This is a genomic window from Stygiolobus sp. CP859M, assembly GCF_037389975.1.
Classification (GTDB): Archaea; Thermoproteota; Thermoprotei_A; order Sulfolobales; family Sulfolobaceae; genus Stygiolobus.
The window spans coordinates 1-14,228 of the sequence record NZ_JBBHKS010000014.1; the positions used below are offsets into that span (position 1 = coordinate 1).

The following is a 14,228-nucleotide window of genomic DNA, read 5'->3' on the forward strand; positions in this document are numbered from 1 at the left end:
ACTCGATTTGTCCTTTTCCGTTTGACATCTTTTCAGTATGAAGACGTCTAAAATTAAAAACTTCTCGCTAATACCGACTTCTTGGTATTACCTCCCTAAGATTCCCATAACTGCTGTAAAAGTAATTAAGAGTAAGGAAAAGTTACACCACGGGTAAACACTTTATATACCGGAAATAAACATCGATATTATTTAATATATTAGAACTAAAATTTAATTTTTCTTAGCTTAATACTGGTCTCAAGATAGATTTAAAAGCTGTATTTTATAATTTAATCCATACGGTTAAAACTATAAAATTTGGTCTAAAGTACCAAACTGTTAGGTGTATACAATCGTATAAAAGAATTTATAAATAGAGAGAACTTCATTCCCTTAGAAGTGATATGAATAGACTGTTAGGTCTAATCCTATCTACGTTATTTATAGCTTCAATTGTAATTGAGGCAAGTCCATTATTAACAACTATAATACCGCAAGCAGCTGCAGGACCTTTACCATCTGCTGGGCAGATAGGTGCTATATACATATCTAGCCTCGAGAACCAGTCGATACAAGCAATTGCATTCGTAGTAAATGTTTCAAACGTCAACTTGACTAACATAAACTCTAATGAATACAAAGCGATAACTAACTTGATATTAGCAATATCTAATAACATACAGATGTATTTTGAAGAAACTAATGCTCAGACTGGTCAAGTAATTATTTCTCCTCAAGAAGTAACGTTACCTCAGAACCTACAGAGTCCAGCCGGCACTAACAACAATTACTACGTTTATTACGATGCAGCATCCAAGATAGTGTTCTTCCTAGTAGGTGTAGGGTACACTGGATTGAATGGAGAGGCCTCTGTAAATACTACTGAATACATACCCATAAACTACTTACAAGGTGTATTACCAAATGTTAGTCAAGCGTATGAATCCGCTATATTCTATTACAATGCTAACACAAACAACGTAACTACGTTATCTTCAGCTAAAGTGAATAATATAGCCACTAACCCATACTGTACTCTATATTATCCGTTAACCGGTGAGACCGTAGGTCAATCTAAAGGCACCGCTGCTTATCAAATCCTACAAGACTTATCAAAACTGGCTACTCTCCAAAATCTTGCAGCGCCGCCGCAGTTCGCAGAGTTTAGTGCCTATGCCACTTTACCAGCCACTACGATAGGTGGAACTACATTAGGTCCCTCCACTACTAGCCAAGTAATAATATTCGCTCCACTCGTATTCTCTACCTCGCCATCACAAGCTGGATTCATTAATCCAACTCAGGCTGACGGTTATCTAGGTCCCGCACTAACTAGTGTATCGACCGTAAAGCCCGTGATATGGGGTAGAGCTTTAATTAACTTCACTTTAGTCGACGGTTTACTAGGAAATAAAAACCCTGGTCAGTTTACATTCCAGTTAAACTACTCAGTACCAGGCCCAGTGACATTGAGTTTTGCCAGCATGGCATTTATAGCGTCGATCGACAACTACCCCAGTACTTTCATGTTTAATGCGTATAACTTCTCTAACGGGTATCGGGAGTTCTTTGGTATAATAACGTGCAGTAACGTTATTACAATAGATGGTATGAAAGTTAATGCTTCTGGCGTCTTCACCGTAAATGGAATATCGTACTACCTGTACTTACTAACATTGACACCAGTTAACAAGAATGGTACTGTAGTAGAATATGTATCTAACTTGTACTTCCAGGCTGCAGTACCTGGCAGTTCAGCTCCAGCTACTACTTATGTAAAAGCATATGTTAATGGTACAAATAATACCAAAGGCTACACATTACCGGTATATGCTTACTACATCCCCTATCCGAATAAGCTAACTCTGACCGGTACATTTAATAATGGTAAAACTTATACTGTAAATCTAGTAGAACCTACACAGCCAACTTTAAGCTATTACAGTGCTATAATCCAGTTATCTGCTACAGCTTATGAAGGACTTTGGGTAAGTGGTTTCAAATATCCTATTTATCAAAGTGCAATATTATCCACTCCACCATCCAGTATAGCCATAAAAGGAACATCTCAGATATCTGCAGTAGGTCACTTCACATCAGCTGCGGCATCCGTAACGGCAACACTGTTTAACAACGCCACCTTAACCTACAATAACGTACCAGCTGGACACTACAGCTTTAATGGCTTAATATTAACTCCTGCATATCCCATTATAAACGGAACCACTGCAATGGGATACATGGTATCTGTATTTTATCAAGGATTGACTAAAACTGGTGAGTATCCATTGTATGTAGTAGGAACTCAAGAGCCCTTCACAGTTAACACGTTACATGGTTGTTTGAACTTAGCTGGAATTGGGATAAATCAGAAAAGCTTACCATATTTTGAATTATCACTACAAGCTCCTAACGTTCCCGCTGTAGACACTGGTCAGTCTCCAATAACTCTCGAGTTCGAAGAACAACCTCAGTATGCATATATCGCATTAGTAGATTTTGGACTATGGACTAATGAGACCAGCGTAGTAGTAACAGCATACGATACTCAGAATAAACTACTTTCGGCTAACAACGGATATTTCTACGGTATAGTAATACCTCCAAGTATAAGTGTTACTCAAGCACCGCCATATACTGACTTCATCTGCAATAACTACGTCACATTGACCATATACGATCCTGATGCAATATTAGACCCAGGGTATGTAGGAGGAAGCTTCACTTATGCTATACCGACTAACGGTCTGAACTTTAGCTATAATAATTTTACTGGTCCAGTGATATTCAACTCTAGCACTATATACAAAGTAACTGGGATATTCGGAATGAATAGCCAAACAACCTCAATGGGGATAAGTTACGTGCCAATGTCACAAGAAGCTCCATTTGATCCAACAATAGTATGTGCGTTTGTTGATGGTACCTCTACTCCGTTATACAGTAATCCGAATTCAGCGCCGATTCCAGAGGTTGATGCTGAGGCGTTACTTTATCTACAATACTATGGTAGTAACAATCCGTTAGTAAACTACTACTTCCTACAGTCCAAGAATGTTACCAGCGGAAATAATATCTATGCAGTTCCTATATATGGTATAGCTGGTCTTAATGTAACATCCATAATTGGTGGAAAGACAATGATGTACAATGTATTACCTGGTAATATAGCTACTGTAGGTCACATGGAACTATTACCACAGGCTGCTCCTCTGGGAACACCATTCCCAGGTGCTGCTGAACCCTATTATACAATCAATTTATATATAAGGTATCAATTAGACGGGTCTGTATCTGATGGTGAGACAGTTAACGGAACTTATGTGGGACAAGGTCCAGGTATATACTTAGTAGTGCCCAACGGTTCCTTCATAGGTAGCGGCTTTAAGTTTGTATACGAAACTACAGACTATGCAGTATACCACGAGTTACAGTACACTGGAACATACAAGGTATTAGCTACAATGCAAGTACCTCCAGTTAACTTAACATTCTACTTCAAGGGTAACATTATACCATTATATGCGCCCTCCGCAACTTTAGTATTGTACGAACCATACTATGGCTCTACATTACCAACATATTTAGCTCTAGGATCACTTAATACCACTACTGGTACTGTAGTAAGTGCGGAGTGGGTATCATCGTTATATGAGCTAGTAAACGTACTCGCTACAGAACAACTACTAGGTGAGATGCTATCGATTAACGTAACCTATCATAACGGAAGTGTAGTAAGGATAGTCCCATCCTTCAGCAACTTGACAACACTGTTCGTATCCTTAGATGGACAAGAACAGACGTACTGTAACGGTACCTTCTACTTCGAGATAAGCATTCCAGGTTTATTGAAGATATTGCACACGAACGTCTCTGCATTAAACGGTAGCAACTTGTCTATATCCTATCACGATTACATAACTGGTCAAACTAAGATAGCTAATGCAAAGATACTAGCTCTAGTAGGTATCATGCCAGTAGCTCAGGAGCCCGGACTAGTAGAGTTCTTCATGACAGCATATCCATTCTATCCAACTCCAACATTTGCTCCACCATGGTTCATAGCTGAGATGGTATATAAGGAGCCGTTCTTGTCATTCACTGATAAACAGTATGCAAGCAGCGCTGTGACTTCAGAATTGTCTTTAGGAGTAACTAACTTGACAATTGTCACCAATAACACTGTAGGACCTAAGTACAAGGCCATGATATACTACAATGCTACTAGTGGACAGACTGTAGTAGTTAACGTATATGGACAGAAGACTACGATATCTGGTGACGTAATGCCGACGATACCTGAGACAGCTCCAGGTACTGCAATATTCAACGGTACATTACCATTTACAATAGTACCTAATAGCACTCTTCCTGCACCAACAGTAAAGACTGCCAGCAACACTACCGTATACACTAACGGAAGCCTTGCAATAGTATTAGGTGGTAAACAATATGTACTAGGACCAGCTGGATACTTCCTATTACCTAGCGTACCATACAAGAACATATCAGTAGGATTCAATGTAGTAATATACTACACAGTATCTGACCCAGTAGAGAGTTATAGGGGAATGACCTATATGACTGCCTTGAACTTCACTCCGATAAGACTAGCACCATTCAACTATCCAAGTGGAATTATACCCAGTGCTAACAAGTTCACCTACTACTACAACGAATCATTTACCATAACGCCCACTGACCAAGTAATAAAGATATATGTAACTAGCGTATTACCATACCCATTAGAGTTCTACATAGAAGCACTAGTATATCCAGCTAGTGACTTTAATGCCACTACTGGAAAGATAATAAACCCAACAGAGATAGTCTATTACTCCTACTCACAAGTAGTAGCTAAGCCGTATCTGTACTATACTGCCACCCCACCAGCTGTAAAGAGCTTATTAGTATACGTGCAATTAAACGGTATATCTTCATTACCTGCAGGTAAGTACGTGATAATATTATTCGCAGTACCTTATGCTGGCGGACCTACCATCTCTGAATATCCAGTATCGTTGTACTTTACTAACGTAAACATAACTACATAAAGTGGCGGGATTTTGAGTAAAAGTTAAAATCCTTTTTTATTTATTTATTGAAAATTTCCGAATTATGTATGGGTGGTGTAAAAGATGAAAAATCCTATATTAATAACTGGTATAATGTTGTTTCTAGTAGCAGTATCGATGGCTACAGTTTTTAATGCAGCCTACACTAGTAATGGTATAACTTTCTATTCCCCATTTACTAACGGACAAGTCTATCATTATGGTCAGACGTTGTACCTTAATGCATCTGCAGGTTCTCAATATGCTAATCAGCCAGTAACAATAACTATAACAACTCCATCTGGTGTTAATGTTGACTTACCTCCAGCTCAAACTAATGCTCAAGGATTTGTAATCGAAACCCTGGGAACCTTTGGACAAGGACAACTGTCAACACCTGGCACATATACAATAGCTGTCTCGGTAGAGGCTCCAAGTCCTTTAGGAACTAAAACTGGAGTAATACAAGTTGTGTACGTTCCGGCTCAAGCCACTGTTACAATAGAGGTACTAAATGGAGAAACTGGCGTTCCATTAAGTGGAGCTATGGTATATTTATATAACACAACAAATGGTGTTCATAAGTTGATTACCGAAGGAACTACTGGAGCTGCTGGTACTGTAACCTTCTCAGTAGTATCGTTCAATTTCACTCAGACATTCGAAGCAGTAGCCATGTATAGCGGGTTCGTAAATAACTCAGTAACTTTCTCTATCGTGGGTAACCAGAGTGTTACAGAAGTTATAAAACTCTATCCTGCCGTGCTTTCAATAATACCAATATTGGTAATGCAGAACGGAACAGTTGTTGACGCGGGTAACATTAATGTTCCTTTAACTAGTGTGGTTGTAACTCAAGGTATACCTGCGTCTATCATAGCTAAAGTAGAATTCGCTGGAATGTCAATTAGCAATGCTACTGTTCAAGCCTCTTCAGCATATCCTTCATTAGTAAAGGTGTTATCGGTGTCTCCAATTACAAGTGGTCCCTATGCTGGTGACTATAACATAACTATAGAAGCCATGGTAGTTAACACTACTTCAGCACCCTATGAGGTTGCTTTAAACATTAACGCGAGCTATATGTCCTTAACCCAATCCGTTTCAGTGTTGGTACAAGCCTACTACAACTCATTAGCTTACTTAGAGCTAATTCAAACAGAGATCAATTCACTGAACACATATATCAAAACATTGAACACAAGTATAACCTCTCTAACTACTTCGTTATCCTCCTTAAACCAGAGCATAACTACAGTTACAAAAGAGGTTAATACCTTGAACCAAGAGTTAACCACTGTTAATCAGACAGCAAGTGGATTAAGCGGGACTGTGAATAGCCTAAAGGCATCAATTAATACATTAGGCACTGAGTTATCAAGCCTAAATACTACCGTATCCCAGTTGAAATCTCAGGTAAACGGAATTCTACCCTTAGTATACGGAGGAATAATTGCAGGTATACTTGGTTTAATAGTAGCAATAATAGCTATAGTCCTCGTATATAGGAAGATAAGTTAAATTTTTTTTCAACTTATTTTACGCTTTTTAATTTTATTAAATTCTCTTTTTTTAGGTTTTTATGTTTTAACGTGGTTTTTGTCTTGTCGGAGTAAAATTTATTACGACGTTATTCGATTATCTATTTGCGGCCGTCGTCTAGTCTGGATTAGGACGCCGGCCTCCCAAGCCGGTAATCCCGGGTTCAAATCCCGGCGGCCGCATAGTGGGGGTACCCCCACACCCACAATGCTATTTTTCAATTTCAGATATGATTTGACTGCGTTAATTAAAGAACCGACGTAGCGCTCCTTTATCTCACCATTTGCGTTCTCCCAATTGTAGACATAATACCGACCTTTTCTTTCGCGTAAGATATAGTCGCCGAATTTATAAGGACGTGGCTTTTCCGTCGTTTCGCCCCACAGTATTATGGTTGCCAATTCGCGTTTATAAGTATTGGCAACTCGTCAATTTTTGCCGTTAAAATGCGTCGATTTGAAAAAAGACGGCAAAGATTCCTCATTTATGCGAAAAACTGAATGTATGATACTTAGCAGCTCTGTCTAAATTAAAGTGCTGATGCTTGCAGCTACTAAGGAAATTTGGTTTTGCTACATGCAGCAACACTTCGATTTTCTCTGTATGACCGTATAACACGCGTGACGATATAAACTATTAACGCGATAAAGAAGAGTATGAAATCACGGCTGAATAAAGAGATTAGGAATATTAGCAGTAGTAGGAGTAAGCCCCCGATTCCATTACTTTCTTTCATTTTTAGATACGATTCGACTATGTCAGTTAAGGGACCAACGTAACGCTCTTTTATCTCACAGTTCTCGTTATCTAGCTTAAAAACATAATAGAGTTCTCATAATCTTGTTTAGAGATTTATTTTATCTGTTGTTCCTAGCTTATATCATGTTTTTAGAGAAATAAAGGATTTACCCTTTCGTTTCCTTCATTTTGACTAAAATTAAAAAACTTTTAATAAAACGACGAAATCAACATCTTATCTAGGTAGTTTGTACTTTAAATAACTAAATACTTTTAATATTTTTTTAGCTCTTATCTATAATTTTTAAAACTTGAATTTGAATTTCATAATATGGGACACAAATTTACGAGGATCAATACCTATTATGAGGAAATATGAAACCACAAAGTTTGATTCTATTCTTATAAACAAATATATAGTGATATTGAGCAAATTAATGTCAGCGACCTCTGTTGTTGATCATAAAGGATTATCTTCCGTTGCCTAAACAGCTTAACGGAGAATTTTGGAACATAGAAAGGATAGAGCATATTAGAAAACTCGCCCTAACAGGGAAACCATATAAAATTTTTCCTGACTGGGGTAATTCACTCCGCATTTTAGATAGGGTTAGGTTTAAAAGTGAGAAATCTACGCTTCGAGAGAATCCGAGTACTGACACCTCTACGGAAATAGCAGGAATATACATGTCAGCCCCCTTGTATTTGGGAGATATGTCTTATGGAGCATTAAGCGGTAATCCTAATATAATAATAGCTAGGGCAGCTGATTATACTCAAACTTTAGCAGGTACTGGTGAGGGTGGGCTTCATCCTGAAGTCGCTAAGTATAAGAGGATATTTGTACAATGGGCTTCGGCAAGATTCGGAGTAGATTACGACGTTCTATCCCATGGGGCTGCTGTTGTAATAAAAATAGGCCAAGGAGCGAAGCCTGGGATAGGTGGGCACTTGCCCGGTAGTAAAGTTACCGAACCTATATCCATGACCAGAAGGATTCCAGTGGGTATTGACGCAATTTCTCCAGCTCCGCATCACGATATATATTCGATAGAAGATTTAGGACAGAGGATTGAAGCCCTTAAGGAAGCCACGGGTAAGCCGGTTTTCGTTAAAGTAGCGGCGACTAACTACATTCCCTATATAGTTTCAGGTGTTGCGAGGATGGGTGCTGACGGAGTAATAATAGATGGTCACGGTGCAGGTACAGGTGCTACACCCGTGGTAATAAGGGATAACGTAGGGATTCCAATAGAGTTAGCAGTGTCTATAAGCGATCGCGTACTTAGGGAGCAGGGTATGAGGGATAAGTTTACAATAATTGCTGCAGGTAGGGTAGCTGATGCGACTGATGCGGCAAAATTGATCGCTTTGGGAGCAGATGTTGTTAGTATAGGTACTGGTGCCTTAATAGCGATGGGCTGTGTAATGGTACATAAGTGTCATATTGGTTCGTGCCCTTCAGCCTTGACTAATAAGATAGACGGGACTAGAGAACTCGATATGGAGTTCGGCTTTAAGACTCTAAATAATTATATTAGAGGCTTTACATTGGAGTTAGCTAACATACTCGAAAACCTAGGCCTTAACAGTCTGAAGGAATTAAAGAATAGGAGGGATTTATTAGTAGGTAAAGGGTTATCCAGAGAGACGCTTGAAGTTTTAGGAATAGAGGGTGAAGAGGAGGAGTTACCGCCGAAATTAGGTGAGCTTTGGAGCAAGAGGAGGAAAGTGTATCTTCACGAGTTGATAAACAAGGGTGAGCCCGTGATAACAAGTATGGGGAGTACTGCACCGCCTGATGTAGAAAAACCCGCTAGGATCGTTGACTGGCTGAGGTCAGATGGTGCTCAGGTGACCAGACCCTCAATAGATCCCTATAGAGAAGATATTGACACTAGCTTCTATCTGGCCCAAGGGAGGTTCTACATGTCTTTACCTATGATATTTGACGTTACTGATGCTCAGTCTGAAGTGAGGGAAGCTTTGAGCTGGGCTGCTCTAGCTCTAAGCTCTGGAGTTTTCTCATTGGAGACGGACATCAGATACTCAGAAGTTTCTATAACCTCTGATGGTAAAGGAGCTATAACGTGGAGTCAGGATTATAAACCTTTCACTTACGTGTATTTGCCTTCCTCTTCGGAGGCTATAGAAGAGGTAATGGAGTTGAAGGGTGTTCTAGGATTTATATTCGACGAGGATATAGGTAATGAAGATCTAGAAATAGTAATATCACAAGTTGATACTAAACTCAAAGAGATGGGAGTAAGGAAGAAGTTTGACTTGATAGTGAAGTCCAGTAGGATAAGAGACTCTGGAGACGTATTTAAGTTTGTGGCGTTGGGAGCTGATAGTGTTATAATGACTCATAAGGTATTGGACGTAGCAATAGGTGAAGGTTCTAGGTCGGGATTAAAGGATAAGGCCTTTAATTTGATAGCAGGGTTTAAGAAGGAGATAGCACTGTTAGCTGGTGCTGCAGGCATATATAGTGTACAGTCCTCCCTAACTGGAAATAGGGAATTGTTGAGGGCCGTTAACCTGAACTCTTACGTGTTGAAAAAACTGAGAGTTAAGGTGGCTGGTTCGTTATGATCCATCCATCGGGTTGTGGTGTTTTAGGCGTATTAAGGAAGAAAAACGCACCGAAGATTAAGGGCGAAGCGGTGGTAAGGGGAATAGAAAGAGTAAGATATAGGGGGAGTGATAGGGGCGCAGGCTTTGCAGTATTTGATAAGAGTTCTAATAATAAATATGTGGTTAAGGTGTTCTTTGAGAGGGATCCTTCCCAACTCGAATCCATATTCACGTCTCACGGAATTGAGGTAAAGTCCCGCGAGATCGAGTATATGGATGGGGACGTTTGTGATTGTAAATATGAGATAACGATTTCAGATTTGACTCAGCTAAGGAAGGCCTTTAGAAACATAAACGAGATAATGTGGAAACAAGATAGGATGGGGAGGATATATAGTATAGGTTCGTCTTTAAAGGTTTATAAGGGGGTAGGATATCCCAGAGATGTAGCGATTACTTACAAGGTAGAAGAGTTAGAAGGAGACTTATGGTTAGCTCATACTAGACAACCTACGAACTCACCTGGTCATTATCCTTATTGGTCTCATCCCTTCTCGTCCTTTAACATAGCAATAGTTCACAATGGTGATGTAAGCTCGTTTGGTGCCAATTTAGAGTTCTTAATGGAGAGAGGATGGGAGGGAATGGTCGGTACTGATAGCGAGGTAATCGCTTTTCTCTTCGAGGAGCTGTTGAGCGAGGGGTTTTCTGTTGAAGAGGCTACGAGAATTTTAGTAAATCCCTCAAGGAGGTTTTCGGTGATAAACAAGGAGTTAGACTATTATTACCGTAACGCTAGGCTTGACGGTCCTTTCACTGCAGTAATAGGTTACGATTCCGGTGACGACCTTTATTTAATAGCCTTAGCGGATAGGTCTAAGTTCAGGCCTGCTATAATAGGTGAAGACGAGAGCTATTATTATGTTGCCAGTGAAGAAAACGAGATAAGGGAGATAAGTCCTAAGGCTAAGGTCTGGACTTTGAAGCCCGGCTCGTATTTCATTGCTTCTCTTAATAAAGGTGTAATAGAGTACGGGAGGGATGAAGAGGAGAGGAGTTCGTTCTCTCCTCCTCCTATATTTATTCCTGAGAAGTACGATATTGACGCTAAGAATGTTAACTATAATGAACTAAACAGATTGATCGCATCGGTGGTAAAGAATGAGGGCAAAAAAGAGGTAACTGTGGCTAATGTAATGGGTCACAGGTTTATAGGAATTAGCTTTAAGCGTTTGGGAATTAATGGAGTCAGGGTAAATTTATACGGAGTTGTAGGTAACTCTATGGCTAACTTAAACGAGGATAATGAGTTTTATGTTTATGGGAATGTAGCTGACGACTGTTGTGATACAATGCACGGAGGGAAGGTAGTTATATATGGTGATGCGAGGGACGTTCTGGCTCAAACTTTGCAGAACGGTAAAGTGTTTGTAAAGGGTAATGCTGGGAACAGAGTTGGAATCCAGATGCGTGAGTATAAGGACAGGAGACCTTACCTAGTGATCGGGGGTATGGTGGACGATTATCTCGGGGAGTATATGGCTGGCGGTGTAATAGTAGTTCTAGGGACTAACGTGAGGCGTGAGCCGGTAGGGAATTTCGTAGGAACTGGAATGGTTGGCGGTAGAATATACATAAGGGGTAAGGTTTCCCCGTCTAAAATAGGGTTACAACCACCTAAGGTCGAAGTAGTTAAGTTGTTAAAAGCACTATTACTAGAAAACCTAATCAATGAGGAAGAGTTCGAGTCTTTACGAGAACGTGAATATATAGAGGTAATGGACTTGCTTAAGGGAAAAGCTAAAGAGTACGCTAAGAGGTTGTTCGAAGAGAAAGTAGGAATACCCGAGTTTGAGTATAGAGAGCTTAGTGAGGCGGAGTATAAAGAGTTGTTACCCGTTTTGCAAGAGTTCTCAAAGGATATGGGTTCTGATTATACTGAAATATTAAAGGAGAAGTTTACGGTAGTAAAAGCTAGGGGTAGTAAATGATTTTTAATTTAAATAGGGTAATTTATTAAAAAATCCTCTAAATGTTTTTATTCTACATGTTAATGTTTATATAACATCTTTACGTATTAGTATTACGAGTTGTATTTTACTAAGGTGAAAGTTGTAGGTAGTTCGGAAACTGCAGAGAAAATTAAGGAGGGGTTAGATGCTTTGGGATATTACGTGTTAAACAGAGGGGAGAATCTGAAAGTAGTGGTAGGACCTATTTCAAGGGCTGTAAAGTATGTTGATTCGAAACCTGTTATTTCAGTATCTGAAAACGGGGAATACGTAGTCCCTTTAACCAATATTGAAAGTGGTGTATCTTTTATCGCTTCAATTATATCAGATATTACAAACGGTACTTTAGTTCTGACATCTAAAACGTCTGAGATGGGTGTTTACAGTGTTCAGGAGTTTTCATGGATAAACGGGTTGTATTGGACTAGGAGAGGAATGTTAAGGGATGTGAATAGGAAGCTGATAGAGAGGGGTAGGGTTTATGTATACTCTTCCGGAATAGATGGGTTGATACTTCCCGAGGGATATGAGAAGGCTGACTTTCCTTGTGACGCCGATATATTGGTAGGGGAGAACAGTTGTAAGGGGCTCACCCTAAAACCATATAAAGTTATAGTAGGTTTGAAGTTTATTCAACCTATCCCAATTGAGGTGATCCTTTACAGTATCAAGTTAACGTTAAAGTCAATTTATCTGAACGAAAAGAGAATTGATGTAATAGTGACGGGAGTAAGAAACAGAATGGTAGAGTCTCTAGCTAAGTTAATAGGTGCTGAAGTAGCTGTAATTGAAGGCGATACGTGTGAATCGTCGTTGTTAAATTACGGGGGTAAGGTTGTTTTAAAAGGTGTTAAGAGAGCTTTAGGTCTCGAAACTTGCTTAGGTGTATTGAAGTTATGAGAAAAGTGTATAATGAGATCCTTGATGAGTTTGTTTCCGTACCCGATAGGATTGAAAGAATTGTAAGCCTCGATCCCGCAACTACAGAAGCACTGTTTATGATGGGGTTAGGAGATAAAATAATAGCTACTGATGCTTTCAGTTACAGACCTGAGGAAGCTAGAAAAAAGCCTAAGATCGGTAGCTATACTCATGTTAATGAGAATTTTCTTGAGGAGAATAAGCCAGATATTATTTTTACGACTACTGGTGCCCAAAAGGAGCTTACTAAGAGATTAATCAATAAGGGATATACTGTTTATCCGTTAGGTGTGACTAACTCGGTGTTCAGGATAATCACTAACGTAGAAATAATCTCGTTAGCAACTGGGGCTAAAGAAAGAGGTAGAGAACTCGCAGGATATTTACTTGATACTCTTGTTAGATACAAAAAGAGGAATGTTCAGAATAGAGTGAATGTTTACGTAGAGTTTGATCTAGGCGGTGTTATAACCCCAGGCTATCCTACTCATGTAAGTGACGCGATTAGTTTAGTAGGCGGCAAGAACATATTCGATGATAAGGACGAGGCTTATTTTACCCCTTGTGATGACGAGGTCTTGTCGAGAGATCCAGATTTGATAATATATGAACCGAAAAGGCTTACGGATTATGAAAAGGAGAGATTTCAAAGAAGGATGAGAGAAAGAGGTTTAGAAGAGTTAGTTAAGAAGAAGAAAGTGGTCTTCACTGTTGGTGACTTTTTAGCTCATCAGGGGCCTAGTTTCATTATTGATGGTATTAAATTCCTTTACGAATCGGTTAATGGATTTAAATGACCGGAAATTAAAGTGGAACTCTTTCCTCTATTTTCTTTTCTTCCCTCTTTCTGGGGTCTGTAATATTTTATCGAGTTTAGTTCCTAATCTCCCACTAAACATTATCTTTATTAAACCTATCCCAGCAATTACTACTCCTATAGCCATTATAAATTCGGTTGCCGTACCCGCTATTGAAGAATAGCTATCGAAGTTTGTCAACTCATATGCAGGTATGACAGCGTAATGAAAAGACACGTATTGAGATACCTGCGTGGGGTTGTTTACTGCAATTATATAACTACCTGGAGAAACTCTAGCGGCTATAAAACCGTTACTGTTGTTTAAGGCTAGAGTTAGGTTACTATAATATACAAAAATATTCACGTTCGTGTTATTAGTTACTACGTATATGGTATTATTTTCAGAGTTACTTGTTATGTTGATAACTTTTTCGGTGGTTACAGGATTAATTTTCAGGTTTACAGTGTGGTTAACAAGTTCGGTATCTAACTTGTGGTAATAGGGTATATAAAAAGGCATCAACAAGTTACCCGCCAGACCTATAACAAAGATCAAAATACCTATTAATACAAATGATAAGTTTTTGTTCATAGGATATCTTG

7 protein-coding genes, 1 tRNA gene and 2 pseudogenes are annotated in these 14,228 nt (G+C 39.2%); 7 read left to right on the forward strand and 3 right to left on the reverse strand.

Annotation, left to right across the window (positions count from 1 at the left end; translation table 11 throughout):
• Nucleotides 1–386 precede the first annotated feature (386 nt).
• The 3 genes from WIW72_RS06370 (at nucleotide 387) to WIW72_RS06380 (ending at nucleotide 6,760) form a co-directional block, all read left to right on the forward strand.
• Complete coding sequence (locus WIW72_RS06370; protein WP_337703478.1) at nucleotides 387–5,036, forward strand: hypothetical protein; 4,650 nt, start codon at nucleotides 387–389, stop codon at nucleotides 5,034–5,036.
• A gap of 84 nt (nucleotides 5,037–5,120) precedes the next feature.
• Complete coding sequence (locus WIW72_RS06375; protein ID WP_337703477.1) at nucleotides 5,121–6,557, forward strand: hypothetical protein; 1,437 nt, start codon at nucleotides 5,121–5,123, stop codon at nucleotides 6,555–6,557.
• A gap of 127 nt (nucleotides 6,558–6,684) precedes the next feature.
• Nucleotides 6,685–6,760 (forward strand) — tRNA-Gly (locus WIW72_RS06380).
• Between the two features lie 33 nt (nucleotides 6,761–6,793).
• Here WIW72_RS06380 and WIW72_RS06385 read toward each other — a convergent pair.
• A pseudogene (locus tag WIW72_RS06385) lies at nucleotides 6,794–6,979 on the reverse strand (putative integrase); the annotation flags it as partial.
• A gap of 152 nt (nucleotides 6,980–7,131) precedes the next feature.
• Nucleotides 7,132–7,404: pseudogene (locus WIW72_RS06390) on the reverse strand (putative integrase); the annotation flags it as partial.
• Nucleotides 7,405–7,769: 365 nt separating this feature from the next.
• Between WIW72_RS06390 and WIW72_RS06395 the strand changes: the two are divergent.
• From WIW72_RS06395 to WIW72_RS06410, 4 genes are all read left to right on the forward strand, one after another.
• Nucleotides 7,770–9,911 (forward strand): glutamate synthase-related protein, encoded by a 2,142-nt coding sequence (locus WIW72_RS06395; RefSeq protein WP_337703475.1) that lies wholly within the window; start codon nucleotides 7,770–7,772, stop codon nucleotides 9,909–9,911.
• Nucleotides 9,908–11,884 (forward strand): class II glutamine amidotransferase, encoded by a 1,977-nt coding sequence (locus WIW72_RS06400; protein ID WP_337703473.1) that lies wholly within the window; start codon nucleotides 9,908–9,910, stop codon nucleotides 11,882–11,884. The genes WIW72_RS06395 and WIW72_RS06400 overlap by 4 nt, the downstream gene beginning before the upstream one ends.
• A 114-nt stretch (nucleotides 11,885–11,998) precedes the next feature.
• Nucleotides 11,999–12,805, forward strand: coding sequence for a hypothetical protein (locus WIW72_RS06405; protein ID WP_337703471.1), 807 nt, complete (start codon nucleotides 11,999–12,001; stop codon nucleotides 12,803–12,805).
• On the forward strand, nucleotides 12,802–13,623 hold the full coding sequence (locus WIW72_RS06410) for an ABC transporter substrate-binding protein (protein ID WP_337703469.1): 822 nt from the start codon (nucleotides 12,802–12,804) through the stop codon (nucleotides 13,621–13,623). The genes WIW72_RS06405 and WIW72_RS06410 overlap by 4 nt, the downstream gene beginning before the upstream one ends.
• Before the next feature lie 27 nt (nucleotides 13,624–13,650).
• Here the strand turns inward: WIW72_RS06410 and WIW72_RS06415 are convergent, their stop codons facing one another.
• The gene (locus tag WIW72_RS06415; RefSeq protein WP_337703468.1) at nucleotides 13,651–14,217 is read right to left on the reverse strand and encodes a hypothetical protein; all 567 of its coding nucleotides are present in this window, start codon (nucleotides 14,215–14,217) and stop codon (nucleotides 13,651–13,653) included.
• Nucleotides 14,218–14,228 lie beyond the last annotated feature (11 nt).

Bases quoted from the DNA above. Each gene is read 5' to 3' on its own strand.
- WIW72_RS06375 (WP_337703477.1), top strand. From the start codon at position 5,121: ATGAAAAATCCTATATTAATAACTGGTATAATGTTGTTTCTAGTAGCA.
- WIW72_RS06370 (WP_337703478.1), top strand. From the start codon at position 387: ATGAATAGACTGTTAGGTCTAATCCTATCTACGTTATTTATAGCTTCA.
- WIW72_RS06400 (WP_337703473.1), top strand. From the start codon at position 9,908: ATGATCCATCCATCGGGTTGTGGTGTTTTAGGCGTATTAAGGAAGAAA.
- WIW72_RS06415 (WP_337703468.1), bottom strand. From the start codon at position 14,217: ATGAACAAAAACTTATCATTTGTATTAATAGGTATTTTGATCTTTGTT.
- WIW72_RS06410 (WP_337703469.1), top strand. From the start codon at position 12,802: ATGAGAAAAGTGTATAATGAGATCCTTGATGAGTTTGTTTCCGTACCC.